A 17,284-nucleotide genomic window follows, 5' to 3' on the forward strand; every position below is an offset into this window, starting at 1 on the left:
GGGGACTGTCCCAAGGATTACGGGCCGCATCTTTTCGGCCGTAGATTCGGGCCTGTCCCATCGCAAAAGCCACTCGCTCCAATCGTCGAACACTCTCTGTCTGCTACTTTTTCAGGGACTGTGCGAAGGCGTGTGCGCTCGTATTCCAGGTATCGCGCTGCAGATACTCGTCAAAAACCCTCACCGCTTTGGCTGGATCTCCCTGCTCCTTGTAAACAAGCGCAAGATAGGCATACGCCTCGATGTTCCTGTCGGAGAATCGAATCGCCTGCTCCAGCGCTTTCTCTGCTTCCGAATACATTTTTCTGCGCAGATACAAATACCCGATATTGGAGCGACACTTGGAGAATTTCTGCCGGGCGGCGGCATCATGGTAGAAATGGGGGTTGTCAAAAAGATTTGACTCCAGGGTCTGCCAGTACTGTCGATCAGAGGCTATAAGCTGTGGAGAGAGGCGCTCAATCTTGGAAGCCTTCAATTCCATCAGCAATCCTGAGGGAACGGCGTAGTCGGCAATCCAATCAATCGGAAGCCCTTGATCGTAATACACCGGCCTCTCTGAGGCGAGTTTGCGATACAGCTTGAGCAGCAGGTAGGCGTTCAGCCGTCCCACCTTTCCGGCTCCATAGATGCCGTCGCTAGTATTCGGTGCGGCGCCATACTGTGAAAAAGCTTCTGCATAATCCTGTTCCGTCAAAAACGGCATTTCGGGAGCGTTGCGGCCAGCCTCGGTCCTGTACGAAAAATCGGAAAGCTTATTGACGCTGAGAATGGTTATATCGGGCCTCCTGCCCTGCACCCATTTGATGTACATCGGTATGGCGTAAGCGGAATCAGTTCCTGCAAACAGGACTGTATCCGCGCGAAGACCGTTCACCAGCAACTGGCCATATCTTCTTCCAAAATCGTGTCCGCGCAGGCTTGCCGTGCGATAGTTGCCGATAGCGGCGCTGATCGGCAACAAGAGCCAAAGCGCCGCCAGCAGAACGGCCGGGAATGCATGCCGCCGCATCGTGCGCGACGCCCGTAGCGCCAGAAGATTTACCGCGCCAATCCCATATGCTATCCAGATGGAAGCGAATATCCAGGGCGGCAGAAAATATATCCGCAGAAGGTCTTGAGCGTTCAGATCGAGTTCGGTATTTGCAACGACAACGAGAAGGATGCCGGTGCAGGCGAATGCGGCCAGCGTGAAAACAAGCCATTTCCTTCCCTCTGCCCCGGCAAATCCAAGGGTGATGAGCGCGGGCACGATGAGAACAAGCGGGAGCGTCTCGCTGGCGCTCGCGGTGAAAAAGAATTTGAGCTGGCCGGTGACCACCTCAAGCGGCCGCATCATGTCGAGGCTTCGATATTGTTTTCGCAGCATGTGGAACCAGAACGCATCCCAATTTGCGGGATTGCCCCAATTGATGGGCGGATTTGCTGCAGCCCGAATCGGCAGGTACAGATATATCGAGAGCCCGAGCAGGAACAGAACCAGACAACCCGCCAGTACGCGCGGCGACAGCGCGGCCTTCGGCTTGACGAGCACAACGTACAGCGCAACGGGAGGGCCGAGCAATGCGAGGGTCTGATGATTTCCCAGGCCCAGCCCGAAGAGGAGTGCGATCAGGAAAAGCAGTCCGATCTTCTGTGGAAGTGTGCTCCAGAGAACGACGAGCAGGAGAATCAGGCAGATAATGAAATTATTCAGAGCATAAACTTCGGCGGATAGCGACTGCTGCCAATACGTAGGTGAAAATGCGAAACAAAGAGCGGCCGCAGCCGATGCGGACCCGGTCAATATGCCGCCGATGGGAGATTCGACCAGATCGCGCGGCACAATTCGCGCGCTTACGTGCGGAAGCGTTTTGATGATTACCAGGGCCAGAAGCCCCGCCGCGGCGGAATTGAAAAGAGCCGACATCAAGTTAAAGCGGTAAGCGACGCTTCCGATCGGTAGCAGCGAAAACAGTTTCCCAACCAGCAGATATAGGGGATACCCCGGCGGGTGCGCCACTCCGAGATGGACCGCCGCCGTTATGAGCTCTCCCGAATCGCCGAATGTAATGGCCGGTGCGAGCGAGAAAATGTATACGAATGCCGCGCCCCCGAAAGAGAGAAGCGCAAACAACAGTTCGAACGGGCGAAAAAGCGCCGCGACCTCTACAGGGAAAAGCGGGCGATCGAGGAACGGCGGAGTTATCCGCTTCACGCGGCGCTCTATTTTCTGAATGGGGGGAATTTCCACAGGCTTCGCCTAAAGTTGTACCACATGTCCTTGTGAAATGGCATCTGGATCAGGCGCGGAAGTATGAAAAACAGGTGAAACGACTGCAATAGTAGTTTGTGCAGGTTGCGCCGCAGCAGCATTTCGATGACGCGCGGCTTCACAAACGGAATGAGCGTGAAAAGCGTCTGCACTTGCGCCAGCGGACGAACGTCCTTCACGGAGCCGCCGCGGAAATAGTTGCGCTCACCCCCTTCTTCGATCGCTTCGATGTCGCCCGCCGTAAGAAGGCCTTCTCGGAGGGCGATATCGATGATCTGCGTGCCGGGATAGTAACGCATCCAGAAGCAGTTGATATGGTCCGGCCTGACCCGCGCATACTGGCGAACGGCATCAACATAATCCTGCTGTTGATGGAGCGGAAGCCCGAAGATATGATCCACGTCGAGATAAATTCCCGCGCTTTTCACCGCCTCACACGCCCGCATTACCTGTTCATTCGTCTCGTTCCGATGGCATACTTTTCGCTTCAATTCTTCGTTCCAGGTCTGGATCCCGATTTGGATCCGTTTGCACCCTGCGTCGGCGAGAAGAAAAGCCACCTCGGCGTCGACGTTTTTCGCGCTTCCGATGCAGCGGAATATGACGCCGATCTCCTCCTTGTAGATTTTGAGGAAATCGGCCAGCCATTTCTTATCGCTCAGGAAATCGTCGTCAACGAAGAAGACCATTTTAAACGGGTACCGCCTGCGGCCCTGGACAAGTTCCTCGATCACATTCTGCGGGGAACGCTTTCGCAGAAACTTTCTGCCCCCGTACAGGCGGTGAAGGATATTGTTGCAGCAATAGGTGCAGGCAAACGGACATCCCCGGCTGGTAAGGACGTAGTAGATCTCGTCGTAGATCGGCACTTGCTTGCTGAAGATGCCCTTGTCGGGGAACGGAAGCGAGTTTATATCTTCGATCGGGGGACGCGGCGGATTCTGAATGATGGTTCCATTTGCTTTCGACCAGAGATTGGCGATCTCCGATACGCTTTTTCCGTCTCGCAGCGCATTCACCAGATCGAGCAGCGCGTATTCGCCTTCGCCTACTACTACGTAATCGACGAAGGGCTTCTGAATCACTCTTGTCGGCAGCGCTGTGGTGTGGATGCCGCCGAAAACAGTCGGCACGTCGCTCAGCTTTTTCAGCTCTTCCGCCACCGCGCACATCCACTGGTAATAATCGGTGACCACCGAGAAGGCGACAAGGTCGGGCTTCTGTGCCAGGATGCGCCGGGCTGTTCTTGCCGGTCGATTCGCGTATTTATAGACGGCAGGTATGTAGAGATAGTTTGTGTCGAAAAGAAAGGATTCGAAGACAAGCGACGTCTCGTGGCCGTGCTGCTTGAGGACGGCCGAGAGGTATTCAATGGCGAGCGATTCAGCTTCTTTGTATACGAAGACAACTTTCATCGGCGTCCGCGGTTAATTCACCTTCTCCCATTGTGCGGATGCCCGTACCCTGGCCGTCAGCACGTCGTACCAGCCGAGGACGATTCCCATCTGCTGGATAAGCGGAAAATATTGACCCGTAAGAATGATCGCGGGTAACGAAATTATGCCGCCCGCAACCGCCAGCTTCCAATCCCACCAGAAAACAAAGGAGACGACGTAGAGAAAAATCAGCGGAGAGAAGACCGCAAACATCCGGCGAATAGGAAAGATGAGCAGCCCGAAACCGCCGTAGCGGGGATTGAACAGCATGTGAATGTAATTGAAAAGAACCGGAATGGTGAGCGCCACTCGCCGGCGAATCTGTCTTATCTCCGCTCGAAGCGTTTGAGGACCGGTCTCGTATACGATCGATTGATCGTCGATGACGGAACGGAACCCCTGCGAGCGCAGCCGGAAGGTTATCTCGAGGTCGTCGACCACAACGTCCGGCGGCAGGGCGGGCAGAACGCCCTTTCGAAAAGCCATCAGCTTGCCGTCCAAACTGATGCAGGAATCAAGCCTCCCCTCGAGCGTGCGCAGCTCCCAATCGGCGGCATGATATTTCATCTTGCTCCGTCCGAAGAAAGAGCGGGTATCTTCCACGATGGCCTTTCCTCCAACGGCGCCAATGAGGTCGTGCGAAAAGCAGGTGACCAGCGATTTGATCGCATCCGGCTTGAGCAGGGTATCGGCATCGGTGACGACAACGATGTCGGAAGCGGCTTGCCTGATGCCGGTATTAATTGCATTAACTTTTCCGCGCGGCGATTGAAACACCTCGACGGGATATGTCGACGCTATCGAATGCGTCCGATCCGTGGAGGCGTTGTCCACAATTATGATCTGAAGCTTTTCGGACGGATAAACGAGGGCGCGAAGGTCCTTGATCTTCCGCGCGATGTTCCTTTCTTCATTGAATGCCGGCACCACGATTGTGACCGGAGGCTCCTGTTGCACCCTCTGGATTTTCCTGTTGCGCACGAGATATCTCATCAGGAAGCGGTAACCGAAAAACAGAAAGCCTATATAGAAGAGGAACAAAAAGAAAATGACGGTTGCCACATTCATATGTTTTGATTGTTCCGGTTCAACCGGCCGCCACGCGCCGGGCCAGCGTCCGGACTACGCTCGCAGGTCGAAACAGCACATTCAGCGTTTGATAGCATGAATGATAACAGTAGCATTTTCCGCTGGAAACCCGCTGCCGCGCCTCTTTCGAGGCTTTGCTCGCGCAGAGCCGGCCATAGTCATAGTCGAACTCGCGGAATAAGCCGAAGGGCTCGAGCATTTCGCACAGCGACGCCTCGCCCGACGCTCCGAGCACGAGCGTCATCGAGTCGGCGACACAGGGAATCACCTGCCGCCTCTCCCGGCGGATGCGCAGGAACTCGTCATAGTATCCCTGCATGATAATGTCGTAGACCGATTTCATCAGGGAGTGGTGCTTGCGCAGGCGCTCGAAGCCGCCGTAAAATCGCAAGACCTCTTTGATTTTCCGGATGAGCGGAACCAATTCCTCATCGGGCGGAAGGGCGAGCGATGCGTCCGCAGGTTTGCCGCGGATGAAATCGAAAGTGTGCAGGTCGGGCCGCAGCTTCTTGACGTGGTCGCGGATTTCATCAAAATGCAGATAATTGTCGGAACTGAGCACCGTATGGAATTTGATTGACAGGTTCGGCAACTCGTCTCGCAGCGGAGAAACGCGCCCCCACGTCTCCATCAATGAATCGAAATTATTCGGGGTCCCGCGCATGCGGTCGTGCTCGGCGCCGATGCCATCGATCGAGAGGACGAGGTTGACCGTCGCCTCGCTCGCGGTAGAACAGATTTTCTTGATCATCGACTCGATTCTCTCGGGCAACAGCGCGTTTGTCGGAAGCGTGATGTGTCGAATGTCGCTGTTTCGATAGAACAGCGAAACCGTTTCCGGAAGGTCTTCCCTCAGGAACGGCTCGCCGCCCGAAAGCAGAAGCCACGGAAAGGGGGGCATCGAATGGATTATTTTCTCCAGCTCAATCAGGTTCAATTCCGGATCGTCGGTAAGGGTCCTCTTCCAACTGAAGCATGAGCGGCAGCGGGCATTACATCGGCGCGTGACGTGGTAGATAACTTGAAATAATTCGCGCTTCTGAATCAGCGTGATATAATCGTGCAAAGCGCTCATCTGTTGTCCACCATGTACTTGAATTTCAGCGCCCACACCCGCCAAATCGCTTCCCAAACGATGCCGTAGGTGATCTTCGACTCGCCGATCGTTCGATCCACGAACACGATCGGGACCTCTTTCACGCGAAACCCTTTCTTCCAGGCTTTGTAGCTCATCTCGATTTGGAAGGAATATCCGTTGGAATGGAAGCTGTCCAGATCGATTTGCTCGAGCAGTGAGCGGCGGAAACATTTGTAGCCGGCGGTCACATCCGTGAGGGGAAGGCCCGTAATGGTGCGCGCGTACCAGTTTCCGATTTTGCTGATGATAAGCCTGTTCAGCGGCCAGTTAACAATGCTGATCCCTTTCAGGTAACGGGAGCCTACCACCAGATCGGCTTCACGGATAACCTCGAGAAAATCCGGGAGGTACTTCGGGTCGTGCGAGAAATCGGCATCCATCTCAAAAACGTACTGGGCGTCTGTACTTTTCAGGGCATATTTGAAGCCGTCGATATAAGCTGAACCGAGTCCCATTCTCGCCGGACGGTGGAGCACATGCACCCGGCCGGTCTCGAGCGCGAATTGGTCGGCAAGCTCGCCGGTTCCATCGGATGATTTGTCATCTACGATGAGGATATGGTACTCTTCGCCCATCTCGAGTACCGCCGGAAGCAGCTTCTCGATGTTCTCGCGCTCGTTGAGAGTTGGTATGACGACGAGTGCCTTATTCGAGTTTGCCGGGCTGTTCATCCGGTTGCCTTTTTCCTCTCTTTTCGGTTCGTTGCCGCGCGCTCAATTGTCATTTCGATCTTCTCGACCGCTCTATCCCACGTAAATTCTCTGGACCACTCCAGGCTCCGCATCCCCAGTTGCTTTCGCAGCCTCTCGTCCTTCAGCAGGCGAACTATGTGTTTCGCCATGGCTTCCGTATCGGAATGGGGGTAGAGGAATCCCGTTTCTCCATCGAGGACCGACTCGACCAATCCGGGCACTGCCGCGGCAACAACCGGTGTCGCGCATGCATTCGCTTCCGTCACGGTAAGTCCCCATCCTTCCTTCGCCGAAGGATTCACCACGACCTGCGCCCGGCGGTACAGGTCCATTTTCTGATCGTTCGCGAGGAATCCGGCGAACTCGACGCAGCCGTTGAGGCCGAGGCGCCGAACCATGCGATGCAGTTCAGGCTCGTAGTTTCCGCTGCCGGCGATCACCAGTCTTGCATTAGGGACCTCTTCCAGCACCTTTTTCATCGCATGGAGAAGCAGATGCACGCCCTTGTATTTTTTGAGTCTGGTGACGCAAACAACGAGCGGCGATTTGGATCGCACGGACTCGTCGGGCGTGTAATTCAAATGATCGACGCCGTTGTAAACCACCTCTACGTCTTCAGCCTTCAATCCTTTTTGAACGAGCTCGTTTTTTGTGCTCTCGCTGACGGCGACAAAGGGGACGCCTCTATAAAAAAAGGGAATAAGGAATTCCGTAAAGTGCACGTAGAGCGCAGCCGGAAGAAGCGTATCGCCATAGATCGACGTTCCATGAAGATGGTGTACCATCACGAAGAGCGGCTGGCGGACGTACAATGGAGTGTAAAAGGGAATCTTGCTGCAGTCCTCCACCACGATATCGACGGAGTTCTTGAATTCGCGCATATATACGACTGGAACCGTATAATTGAATGTATACCGATTGCCGCGCCTCACTATCCGAATCCCGTCAATTTGCTCCTCTTCCGGGAAAGATCTGTTGTGGCGGCTGCACAAGAGAGTTACCCGGTGTTCCCGGCGCACAAGCCGTTTGAAAATCTCCTGGAAATTCACCTCTGCCCCGCCCATATCGGGATTCCTGATGTCTCTCCAATTGATGACAAGGATTCTGTAACTCATATAGAAAGTTGATCTTAGAGCCGGATTAGTACCATTATACCACATCTCGCCGGGCGATCGGGCCGACATCGAGCCTCTTCTTATCGACCCGGAGGATGAAACAGACTTCGCTCGCCGGCAGCCAGTGGCAAAAGAACATGTCGTAGATTGAAGGAAAGAGATTGATGAAAAAGCCGATCCACTTGAGCACTCTGAAGCTGGAAAATACAAACCAGCGTTTTTCCATTACCAGCGGAAATCCTGCGCCGTAATTGGTGGAATTGCGCACCAGTTTCCATTTTTCATATATTTTGGGTCTTCCTACGATCTTGGTGTATCCGTCAAACGTTCTCCATCCGAACGGGATTTTATGGTCCGGATCGCCAAACCATTTGGAAGAAGGAAAATAGCTGGCAAAAACACGCAGAGTGCCGCCGTCCCGCGTAATCCTGATTATCTCCATGACGGTCTTGTGAAAGCTGTTCAAGTGGGCGAGCACGTGGTTGCAGACAACCTCGTCAAAGGAATCATCCTTGAACGGGAACGGCGTATGGTTGAGATCGGCGATAACATCCACACCCTCGTACGGCACGATATCGAGGTTCACGTGGGTTTCAGTCGCCAGGCTCCCACACCCAATGTTTAATTTCATCTCGCTCCTTCAGTGCCGATATCGGTTTCCCGAGCAAGACAGTCAATTATTTTGAACGACCCAGCACTCGAACGTGCGCCCGAACGCTCTGTCGAAGATGCCGATCCAATCGAATTTCTTGCCGAGCTCGAGCGCGTTTTCGCGCATCGCGGAAATTTTTCCGGGCGATAACAAAAGATTTTCCAAAGCCGATCCTATTTCGTTCACGGCGGGTTCGACTGCGATTCCGGCGCCGCTCCTCTCGATCAGTTCGGCCACGGGCGGAACGCGCGAGATTACGACCGGCAGTCCCGCCGCGAGGTACAGCTTTACCTTGCCCGGATCGGCGAAGCGCTTGAATATGTTATCTCCATAAAGATAAGGGGCAACGGCTACGGCGCCTTCCGCAAGCAGAGCGGCCGCCTTTGCGCCGTCTTGAATGAAACCCAGGAACTCGACCGAATCGGCAACGCGCATTTCATGCGCCAGCGATTTAAGCGGTTCCATTTCCGGTCCGCTTCCGATCACCCTTAATCTGGCGTTCGGAATGCGTTTTCTTATTTTCGGCAGCGCCTCAATCACCAGGTTCAGGCCTTGCTCTCGCGCCAGGGTCCCGAGAAATACGATGAGGCCGTTGTCGCTCCCGTTTGGAGACGTTTTGGGCGATTCATCATACCAGTTGCCAAGCGGAACCTCGATTTGGGGAGCGGACCGCCCGGAATCAAAGCCATGTGCTTTCCGCGCGTCCTCCATCGCGGCTGAAACGTTCCAGACTGCGTCAGCATCATAGCAGCACCAGCGGTCCAGCCTGCGATACAGCGACTGCATGAACGGGCGGCGAAACCTGTCGGGGGCATAATCGATCACGTAATAGACTACGCGATCGACGACTCCGAGCCGCCTGAGCACAATTCCGGAGAAGGCGTTCAAATTATCCACGCCGAAGTAGAGATGAATTCGACGGCGCATCTTTTTCAGGTACCAGACGGTGAATATGATATCCTTCATTGCCATGAGCGGGAACGGGCCTCTGAAAAGAGGTGCGGAAATCTCTTTCCTGAGTTCGCCGTTCTCAAACATCGAGATTTGTGTATTCAGAGGCACGTCGCGCGCATCTCTGAATGGGTGGCTGATGTACGTTACTGACTTCGCTTTTGGGAGCACATATCGCAGCAGTTCCTGTTCCGCTCCGCCTGTGGGAGTGTAGGTATGCTTCACAATCGCTATGTCCATTTGCGACAACCGGCCGTTCATGCGAATTTCCTTTTGCCAACTGAATCAACGGCGGGATGAGCGGCGCCAGATGCTTGCGAAAGATCGCAGGCCTGACAGGTTCGCCCTGACGTCGGCCCACCTTCGAACCCTCAATAAACGCCGAAGTAGATAGCGGGGGCGCAGATAGAATTGCCGAACCGCCCTTCGATGATACCGCCTGACTAATTCAGGAGGGAGCGAGGTATCCGTATATGTCGGCCGCATATAATCGAAACGCGACAAATCCTGCTCGACGGCTTTCCCTCTCTGCTCCGCCCGCGCGGCCAGTTCCGTGCCCGGCAGCGGCATGTAAATGGAAAATTCCGCGATATCTGAGTCGAGCTCCCGCGAGAAGGCAAGAGTTTTCTTCATGCTTTCCTCGGTTTCGCCCGGGAAACCAAGGATGTAATTTGCGACCGTCGCGATGCCGATTTCCCTGGTCAACTTCATGTTTTCCCGTATGATCTCGAGTTTCAATCCCTTTTTGAGCACCTTGCTCAGCATCTCTTGATCGCCCGATTCAATTCCGTAGGAGATCAAAACGCAGCCGGAGTCGCGCATCATCTCAAGAACAGGGCGGGAGACCCTATCCAGCCGGGTCCCGCAAATCCATTTGAGACGCAGTTCCTTTAACATCGCGCACAGTTGCGTGAACCAATCAAGATTGAACGTCAGCGTATCGTCGTAAAAATACGCCCCCCGGATGCCGTACGCATTAATCAGAGACTCCAGTTCGGCGCGAATATTATCGACCGTTCGCAGCCTGATCTGCTTGCCGTGAACAAGTTCAGATGCGCAGAACGCGCAGCGGTAGGGACATCCGCGCGAGGCAATCAACGGTAAAGACGGCTGCGGAAGCGACCATTTGATGCGGTCGTGTCCGGAGGCGGCGAAATACCGCTGGATATCAACCAGGTGCCGTGCCGGCATCGGCAACTCGTCAAGATTCACGATTCGGACAGGCGGCGGACCGATTGCGATCTCGCCGTTTGTCCTGATCAGGATGCCCGGTGTTTCGGCTGCTGCCTTGCGCACAGGATAAGCTTGAGCAAGTAATGGCATCACGTGTTCGCCCTCTCCGATTGCGACCATATCGGCTGAGCAGCCCTCGATCGCTTGTCGCGGAACGACTGAGGGATGTATTCCGCCGAGGACTATCCAGCTTTCCGGCACAAGAGATTTCGCGAATGCCGCTATTTCCTTCGCATGCGGAAATAAGGGCGTAGTGCAGGTTATGCCGATCAGCTCCGGATTCCAGTCCCGCAACAGGCGGCGAAGTTCCACTCGGCCGGGGTCAAAGCCCAGATCATGTACTTTTACCGGCGCCTGCGCCTTCTCGAGAGCCGCCGCTATATACAGCAGTCCCAGCGGGGGATTCGCCGCGACGTGTGGGCTCGGGTTTATCAGGAGCGTCTTTGCAGTCATTTTATTATAATTAATTGCATTATGAGATTCTGTGACCTCAATCCTCATTGACTCCAGTTGGAGCGATCGAGTTCTTGTGCCAGGAAGAGCGACCGGATCGTCGCAAGACCGTACGTCATCAGAGTGACCCAACAGACAACCGGATGAATGAACCACGCCAAATCTCTTTTGCGAGAATATCCGAGAAGCGCCTGAGCCAGCAGGGGAAAAAGAAGAAGTGTGCTCACAATGAATTTCAGGTAGCCCCAGAAGTACTGTTGATGCGGATACGTTCGGCGCCCGAGCTGTTTATAGTAAAGGAAATCCGAAATGCGCCGCTTTTGCTTCCGAACAAAAGTCTTGAGGTTCGGACAGTACAGATGGACAACCCCCTTCTTGACAAATGCAGCTTTTCGCCGGCCTTTGTGAACAAGTTGATGGATGATGTCGATATCGAAATAATAGGGGCGGTAATCAACTTCCTGGATCGCTTTTTTCCGGATCAGGCACCCATTGGCTCCCATTGTCGGAATGCAATTCTCGGTCAGGAGGACCTCGTAGTAATCCTCCCGATCGTGCATTTCGAGCGGCAACCCCGTCCATTTACCGGTCAACGTATTGAACCGGTCGTAGTTGCCGAGGAAAAGGTGGATTGGGTCGTTCATTCCGATTAACGCGCAGTAGCGGTCGATGATCGAATCTGAGAGCCGGTATGTGAGCGCGTAGCTTTCCGAACAGAAAATCTCATCATCTTGAAAGGGGATCGCCATCTTTTCCAGCCAATCCTCGCTATCGAGAATGTTATCGCTATCGATCAAAGCCACGATTTCGCCCGAAGCCGCATCGATGCCGACTGCTTTGCCGGCCTCCCCCGTTTTCAGGGGATTCTGAAGGATTTTGTCGACCTTGAAGGAAGACGCGATTTCGAGCGTGCCATCATGCGAGCCGGCATCGACAAGGATAATTTCCACTCTTTCACGGGGATAGCGCTGCATCCTGATACTGGCGAGGCAAGCGGTGAGTGACCGGCAAGAATTGTAGGTGGGAATAATGACGCTGACGAAGGGCGCGTACACCGACCAAACCCCCTAGCTGTCCAAATGCTTCAGCATCAGTCCCCGAATAAAAGTTATTCCATATACAAAATGGGTCAACATCACTCCGATTGCGCCCAGCAACGCCACGTCGAGCCGACTTGCCGGCAAAAGCGAGACCAGCGCGAAACCAAAATAACAGAGCAGGCTGATGACGAGGATTGCGGCAACGACGTTCGAGAAGACTGAAAGGATAGACCCGAAGAACAAGATGGTCACCACAATGCTGGGCAGGAAATAGAACATGCGTCGCGACGTTTCGGGATACGTCTTGGCGAAGTATCCCCGATGCAGGCCGACATTGGCGATCTGTTTCAGGTGATCGAAGAAAAGGCTGCGCCGATGGTGAAAGACCACCACCTCGGGGCGGTAAAGAATCTTCTTGCCAAGCCTGATGATTTCGAGGCACATCTTCGTGTCTTCGCCTCCGTAGAACGTGGAGGAAAAGCCGCCGATCTTGCGCAAAATGTCCGTGCGCACCAGCAAGTTGAAGGCGGGAAAATCATCAACCTCTCGGGCTTTGCGCTGAATGAAGCGGTACAGCGCCTGTCCGCTCCCCATCGGAGAACTGTAGACGGCCCCGCTTGCTTGCGCCAGCAGGCCGTCCTCGGGAGGAGTAACGCCCGGCCCGCCGACAGCCGCGATTTCCGGCTTATCCAGGTAAGGAACGGCGCTGCGCAGCCAGTCGGGACGGGGATATGCATCATCATCGATGAACGCGCATATCTCGCCGGCGGCGTTCTTGATGCCGATATCCCTTTTTTCACCCGGACCAGTAATCTGTTTGCCGGTCGAAATGATCGAAACCAGCCCTTCCTTCCTTAGGCGCTTCAAATTGCCGACCCGCGGATTTGTCGCCTCATTGAGGTTCGGCTCGTCAACTATGATCAGAATCTCGAAATTCGGATATTCCAGATTGCGGAAATGGCCGAAGTCTTTCAGGAATCTCTCGCTGCACGTGTGAAGCGCTATGATCACGCTTACCTTCGGAACGGGCGGACCCTCCTCCTGCGGCTGATGAAACAGCCGGACACGCATATCAGTATCTGTCATAATGCCTCAGAATATACAGTCTGTAGAAGATGGCCATGGTGTCCCACCACGTTGTGTAGATATCGGTCGGACGAACCCAGCGCCTGATCTTCTTGCCGATATTGGGTCGGTAATCCACAACCACCGGCGCCTCAACGATCGTAAAATCGTGCCGGTGCGCCAGGACCAGCAATTCCAGGTCAAAAGCGAATTTCTTCACCAGCATTTGCGGAAATACTTTTTCGAGCACTTGCCGCTTGAAAAGTTTCAATCCCGTCTGGGTATCATGGATCGGCAGGCGGAACAGCAGCTTGACCATGAAGAAATATACCATGCTCACAATCTTGCGGTGAAACGGATAATAGAGCTTTGATTGCGGGTGCCTCTTGGAGCCAATGACGACGTCAGCGTCCGCCCCCCTCATGTGATCAAAAAAAAGCTGCAACTGGCTCGGATGCAGGTCGAGGTCCGCATCGATGAAAACGATAGTATCTCCCTCGCTGTACTTGAAGCCTTCCCGCAGGGCGCCGCCTTTTCCGAGGTTCGTTTTGTTTTTAACCAGCTTGACGCGCGAGTTGTCGGCCGCAAAACGAGCAGCCTCTTCGTACGTATTGTCGGAGCTGCCGTCGTCAATTACGATAATCTCGAAGTCACGGCTGGTTTCGCGCAAGAACGCAAACGTCTCTCCGAGGTTGTCATAAATGCCGGCCCCTTCATCATGAGCAGGCATCAACACCGAGAGTTTGCCCGGAAATTCGTTTTTTGTCCGGGTGCCGCAAATGCAGGGTTCGGACTGTTTCATTTTGAGGGATTTTAGCATAAATGCTTGTCACAATTCAAGATTAACAGTTTGCTAGATCGACGTGCGGGGAACGGCGGAAGCTTCGGGCAGCGGCTTTTTTGCCTTTGCCGGATGGAATGTAACGATGGAAATCGAAATGAATAAGGCAAAGCCGCCGGCTGTTAATGTCAGCAGAACGGACATCGGCGTCTGATGAAAGACTGAAATGGCGGCGAACGTCAACAACGTGAGCGGCAGCAGGAGCCACAGAAAAGAATAGCGTTCATTCGCGAGATTATAATTGACCAAAATAGTCGTGGCGGCAACTGGAGTGATAGCGATTCCGAACAGTTTAATCAGCGCAACTAATTCAGGCGAATCGGTTTTTCCGAGAAACAGCGCCACATAGCGCGCCAGCGCAAAACAAATGACAATGCCTCCTAAAGACAGGACGATCTCTATAAGCAGTCCGCGTTTTAGTATCGGCAGCGTATTTTCGCCCGTCGCCTTCTTCCGGGCCACCTTTGGGAAAAGCGCCAGGGTGATGCCCAGTGGAAGAAACAGAAAGCTCTTTCCCACGATCGAGGCGGTGGCGTAGTAACCCGCCAGTCGGAGACCGTCGCCCACGTCGCCGTAGAAATGCCGAACGAGCGCAATGTCCAGATTGCAGAAGAAGCTCAAGAAGAAAAGCGCCGCGACCACAGGCAAAGCGAAGAGATACATCTCCTTCATCTGCACTTCGGCGCTTTCAGCGACCGGCGCCAGAACAGGACGAAAGGCCGGGAAGCCAACCATGAAGGAGAGAATGAACGAAAGAAGAACCCCGAATAATACGCCGCCCACGCCCCACCCGATCAAGGCGAACAGTATCCCCAACCCGCACTTTGAAATGAAGCCGACGAAGTAGGATATCCCCAGATAATTGAACCGTTCTCGACCTTGGAGAACCGCCCAGAAAACGGGCAATAGATACATGAAGAAAAGCAGGAATCCAGCCACTATGATCGGGGCAGTGCTTCGAATTTTGAAGAAGTCGCCGATCAAGGGAGCGCCGAGAATTGTTCCGACCATCAACACACATGCGACGATGCCGACACGCTTCAAGCTTCCCAGAAACAGTTGTCGCACTTTCGCGGCTTCTCCCGTTGCGGAATACTGCGCAATAAACTTTGTTATCGTTGTCTGGATGGTCACGATCGGAATTGAAATGATGTAGAGGAGCGACAGCAGAGAGTTTAATGCGCTGTACCCTTCCGGCCCGAGATTTCGGCTCATGAAGATGTGAAAGTAGAAATTAAAAAGATTGCCCAGCCCGATGATGATGATCAGGAACCCTTCATCGAAGAGGCTCTCTCGGCAACGCGCCGGCGCGGGCATTTGGATTGCTGTATCAGACATGTCTTGATGAATGCTCCGAAGATTTCAATTGAATCATTGTAGCCGGGAATCCAAAAGGTTTGCAACAATTCCATTGCCAGAACCGGGCATGCCGAATACCTGCAGGCGAGGAACGAGGGAACCTATGGCAGGAGCCGCATCGCAACCTCGTTCGCGAGCCGCCACCCGTCAAATGTGGAACGGATCGTGTCATCCTCGTACTCGATGTATCCTTCTGTGACCATTTGCTCGAACGAACCTCCGAATAGCTCGACCGGGTGGACTCCAAACTTCGTCCTGAAAGAAGAGCAATCGATCCTCTCGCTCAATCGCAGCCGCTGGATCATGGTCTCGATAGCCTGCATCCGAAGCGGAATATATTCTGCCTCCTCCACGGCATGTCCTCTCCGGCACACCGCTTCCATGTAGCGGACGGGGTCACGGACGTTTACCACCCGTTTTCCGTCGAGATATGAGACGGCGCTTGCACCCAGGCCCAGATATTCTCCGTTCGACCAATAGACAAGATTATGGCTCGCGCGTCTGCCCGGCTTGGCGAAGTTCGAGATCTCGTAATGCTCGTATCCCGCTCGAATAAGAATTTCCCGCGCCGCCTGATACAGTTCGAGTTCCTCTTCCGCCGTTTTCCTTCGAAATGTCCCCGCTTCCACGAGGGAATCGAAGGGAGTCCCCGGCTCAACAGTCAGGCAGTAGGTGGAAAGATGCTCCGGCGCGAGCGAAACGGCTTCTTCAAGCGAATGCCGCCAGCTTTGTATCGTTTGGTCCGGGATCGCAAAAATCAGGTCAAAATTGAGGTTCTTGATGCCGCTGCCGCGGATGATTTCGTTCGCCCGGTAAATGTCCTCGCTTCCGTGCAGTCTGCCGAGTGTCGTCAGCTCGCTGTCAATGAAGCTCTGGGCGCCAAGGCTTACGCGGTTGCCGCCAGCCGAGATAAAAGCATCTATTTTTTCCCGCTCTACGGTGCACGGGTTGGCTTCAAGCGTGATTTCGGCGCCGGTAGAAATATGGAAAGAAGAACGCAACGAATGAAAAAGGCGGGTTATCTGAGCGGCGCTTAAGACGGTGGGTGTTCCGCCGCCTATATGGAGTGTTCTGACTGTTGAAACGTGCTTCGCCCTCTGCCGGATTTCCTCGCCAAGCGCCTCAAGGTATCGATCGACGGAACCAGCGGCCGGCACGGACGCGAAATCGCAGTACGGACATTTGGAACTGCAGTAAGGAATGTGTACATATACGGCTTCTGCCATGATGGGTCAATTTGGTCAATCAATGAGTCCGAGCCGTTTGGGCGGCCAGTAGATGGCAACAGCCTTCCCCAGAATGTTCTCGCGCGGCACGAAACCCCAATACCGGCTGTCGCGGCTGTTCAAGGAATTGTCGCCGAGCATAAAATAGGAATCAGGCGGCACCGTTACTCCCCCTTCGCCGAACGCACCGGCGGGGAAATAGACCCTGTCGGCGACGGATGCCGGCTCTTCAAGCCGCTCGCCGTTGATGTAGATGTGGCCGCCTCCTTCGATAAGCGAATCGAATGCCGGGTTCCAATTGGGATCGTCCGATACAATCTGCACATGATCTCCGCCGACCGCGACGATGCGCTTTATGAAATCCTTTCGCTGGTCCAACCCCTCAATTCCTTTGGTCTCGAACACGACAACGTCTCCGCGTTTGGGATCGGACAAGGGCAGAATTCGTTCGTCGCTAAAGGGAATTCGGAGACCGTAGATAAATTTGAGCACGATGATTTTGTCTCCATGTCCGTAGTTCATTGCCCCACGCAGGGTCGGCTCCATACTTCCGGTCGGAATCTTGAACGTCTGCAGGAAGAAAGTCCTGATAAAGAGGGCCAGGACAACGGCGTAGATGATGGTCTTCGTCCATTCCCACAGGAGAGACTCGCGCTGGTTTTCCGCCTCGACCTTCTCTTTCACATCAGAGACAGCCTTTGACATTCTGCCGGGTCCTTTCTTTCTCTTCTCGAACGGTC

15 protein-coding genes are annotated in these 17,284 nt (G+C 54.2%); all 15 read right to left on the reverse strand.

What is annotated here, in order from left to right:
* Window positions 1-103: 103 nt before the first annotated feature.
* The gene (locus tag C4520_16845; protein ID RJP17430.1) at window positions 104-2,233 is read right to left on the reverse strand and encodes a DUF2723 domain-containing protein; all 2,130 of its coding nucleotides are present in this window, start codon (window positions 2,231-2,233) and stop codon (window positions 104-106) included.
* On the reverse strand, window positions 2,206-3,669 hold the full coding sequence (locus C4520_16850) for a radical SAM protein (protein RJP17431.1): 1,464 nt from the start codon (window positions 3,667-3,669) through the stop codon (window positions 2,206-2,208). The genes C4520_16845 and C4520_16850 overlap by 28 nt, the downstream gene beginning before the upstream one ends.
* Before the next feature lie 12 nt (window positions 3,670-3,681).
* Window positions 3,682-4,758: a glycosyltransferase gene (locus C4520_16855; GenBank protein ID RJP17432.1), complete on the reverse strand. Its 1,077-nt coding sequence runs from the start codon at window positions 4,756-4,758 to the stop codon at window positions 3,682-3,684.
* Between the two features lie 19 nt (window positions 4,759-4,777).
* Window positions 4,778-5,854 (reverse strand): radical SAM protein, encoded by a 1,077-nt coding sequence (locus tag C4520_16860; protein ID RJP17433.1) that lies wholly within the window; start codon window positions 5,852-5,854, stop codon window positions 4,778-4,780.
* Window positions 5,851-6,588, reverse strand: a complete 738-nt coding sequence (locus C4520_16865) for a polyprenol monophosphomannose synthase (protein RJP17434.1) — start codon at window positions 6,586-6,588, stop codon at window positions 5,851-5,853. Before C4520_16865 ends, C4520_16860 begins: the two co-directional genes overlap by 4 nt.
* Entirely contained in the window at window positions 6,585-7,793 is a 1,209-nt protein-coding gene (locus C4520_16870; protein ID RJP17435.1) for a glycosyltransferase family 1 protein, read from the reverse strand. Before C4520_16870 ends, C4520_16865 begins: the two co-directional genes overlap by 4 nt.
* Window positions 7,759-8,355, reverse strand: coding sequence for a methyltransferase domain-containing protein (locus C4520_16875; GenBank protein RJP17436.1), 597 nt, complete (start codon window positions 8,353-8,355; stop codon window positions 7,759-7,761). Before C4520_16875 ends, C4520_16870 begins: the two co-directional genes overlap by 35 nt.
* Window positions 8,356-8,397: 42 nt before the next feature.
* A complete protein-coding gene (locus tag C4520_16880) occupies window positions 8,398-9,588 on the reverse strand; it encodes a glycosyltransferase (protein RJP17437.1) in 1,191 nt (396 codons plus the stop codon).
* Between the two features lie 24 nt (window positions 9,589-9,612).
* The gene (locus tag C4520_16885; protein RJP17438.1) at window positions 9,613-11,061 is read right to left on the reverse strand and encodes a radical SAM protein; all 1,449 of its coding nucleotides are present in this window, start codon (window positions 11,059-11,061) and stop codon (window positions 9,613-9,615) included.
* A complete protein-coding gene (locus C4520_16890) occupies window positions 11,058-12,068 on the reverse strand; it encodes a glycosyltransferase (GenBank protein RJP17439.1) in 1,011 nt (336 codons plus the stop codon). Before C4520_16890 ends, C4520_16885 begins: the two co-directional genes overlap by 4 nt.
* Before the next feature lie 12 nt (window positions 12,069-12,080).
* Complete coding sequence (locus C4520_16895) at window positions 12,081-13,139, reverse strand: glycosyltransferase (GenBank protein ID RJP17440.1); 1,059 nt, start codon at window positions 13,137-13,139, stop codon at window positions 12,081-12,083.
* On the reverse strand, window positions 13,126-13,938 hold the full coding sequence (locus C4520_16900) for a glycosyltransferase family 2 protein (protein ID RJP17441.1): 813 nt from the start codon (window positions 13,936-13,938) through the stop codon (window positions 13,126-13,128). The genes C4520_16895 and C4520_16900 overlap by 14 nt, the downstream gene beginning before the upstream one ends.
* Window positions 13,939-13,971: 33 nt before the next feature.
* Complete coding sequence (locus tag C4520_16905) at window positions 13,972-15,276, reverse strand: hypothetical protein (GenBank protein RJP17442.1); 1,305 nt, start codon at window positions 15,274-15,276, stop codon at window positions 13,972-13,974.
* 143 nt (window positions 15,277-15,419) lie between these two features.
* A complete protein-coding gene (hemW, locus tag C4520_16910) occupies window positions 15,420-16,544 on the reverse strand; it encodes a radical SAM family heme chaperone HemW (protein RJP17443.1) in 1,125 nt (374 codons plus the stop codon).
* Window positions 16,545-16,559: 15 nt separating this feature from the next.
* A complete protein-coding gene (gene lepB, locus C4520_16915; protein RJP17458.1) occupies window positions 16,560-17,249 on the reverse strand; it encodes a signal peptidase I in 690 nt (229 codons plus the stop codon).
* Window positions 17,250-17,284 lie beyond the last annotated feature (35 nt).

The sequence above is a fragment of the Candidatus Abyssobacteria bacterium SURF_5 genome, assembly GCA_003598085.1.
In the GTDB taxonomy this organism is placed as follows: Bacteria; Abyssobacteria; SURF-5; order SURF-5; family SURF-5; genus SURF-5.

Coding starts and splice junctions, on each gene's coding strand:
- hemW (RJP17443.1), bottom strand. CDS start 16,544: ATGGCAGAAGCCGTATATGTACACATTCCTTACTGCAGTTCCAAATGT.
- C4520_16875 (RJP17436.1), bottom strand. CDS start 8,355: ATGAAATTAAACATTGGGTGTGGGAGCCTGGCGACTGAAACCCACGTG.
- C4520_16905 (RJP17442.1), bottom strand. CDS start 15,276: ATGCCCGCGCCGGCGCGTTGCCGAGAGAGCCTCTTCGATGAAGGGTTC.
- C4520_16900 (RJP17441.1), bottom strand. CDS start 13,938: ATGCTAAAATCCCTCAAAATGAAACAGTCCGAACCCTGCATTTGCGGC.
- C4520_16860 (RJP17433.1), bottom strand. CDS start 5,854: ATGAGCGCTTTGCACGATTATATCACGCTGATTCAGAAGCGCGAATTA.
- C4520_16855 (RJP17432.1), bottom strand. CDS start 4,758: ATGAATGTGGCAACCGTCATTTTCTTTTTGTTCCTCTTCTATATAGGC.
- C4520_16850 (RJP17431.1), bottom strand. CDS start 3,669: ATGAAAGTTGTCTTCGTATACAAAGAAGCTGAATCGCTCGCCATTGAA.
- lepB (RJP17458.1), bottom strand. CDS start 17,249: ATGTCAAAGGCTGTCTCTGATGTGAAAGAGAAGGTCGAGGCGGAAAAC.
- C4520_16865 (RJP17434.1), bottom strand. CDS start 6,588: ATGAACAGCCCGGCAAACTCGAATAAGGCACTCGTCGTCATACCAACT.
- C4520_16870 (RJP17435.1), bottom strand. CDS start 7,793: ATGTCGGCCCGATCGCCCGGCGAGATGTGGTATAATGGTACTAATCCG.
- C4520_16885 (RJP17438.1), bottom strand. CDS start 11,061: ATGAGGATTGAGGTCACAGAATCTCATAATGCAATTAATTATAATAAA.
- C4520_16895 (RJP17440.1), bottom strand. CDS start 13,139: ATGACAGATACTGATATGCGTGTCCGGCTGTTTCATCAGCCGCAGGAG.
- C4520_16880 (RJP17437.1), bottom strand. CDS start 9,588: ATGAACGGCCGGTTGTCGCAAATGGACATAGCGATTGTGAAGCATACC.